At 68.5% G+C, this 524-nt stretch carries 1 protein-coding gene; it reads right to left on the bottom strand.

The genetic code is table 11. The features are described from left to right. Positions 1–374: BatA domain-containing protein (locus A5712_RS32640; protein ID WP_197519307.1), on the bottom strand; the 374-nt coding region annotated here is incomplete at its 3' end. Between the last annotated feature and the right edge of the window lie 150 nt (positions 375–524).

Raw genomic sequence — 524 nt, 5'->3', positions numbered from 1 at the left:
GCCTGCTCGGCCGCCTTGAGCCGGTTGGGTTCGACGTCGGTCGCGCGCATCGAGTTCGACATGTCGATGATCAGCACGACGCAGGCGCGGTTGCGCGGAATCCGGATGTCCGACGTCGGCCCGGCCATGGCCGTGGTCAACAGCACCAGCGACGCGGCGAGCAGGATCGTCGGCACGTGCCGCCACCGGCCCGAGCGCAGCGGCGCGACCCGCTCCAGCACCTCCATGTTGGCGAACCGCAGCACCCGACGCCGACGGGCGAACTGCACCACGACGTAGATCCCGGTCAGCAGCGCCACGGCCAGCAGGAACAGGAAGAACCAGGCGTTCTGGAACCCCGTCAGCGACACCGGTCCCAGCAGCGGCAGCTTCATGTCCAGCCACCCTATTCGTCAAACGACGCGGCTGCATGGAGGCCGCATGGACGCTAGCCGGCGACCAGATCCCGGCGCTGGGTGAACTTGATGTCCAGGCTGCGCAGGTGGGTCTGTAGCCCGGCGTCCTGGATCGGGATCAGGTGGGCG

This window comes from Mycobacterium sp. E2327 (assembly GCF_001672675.1).
GTDB lineage: Bacteria > Actinomycetota > Actinomycetes > Mycobacteriales > Mycobacteriaceae > Mycobacterium.
This window is presented reverse-complemented; position numbering and strand designations above follow the sequence as displayed.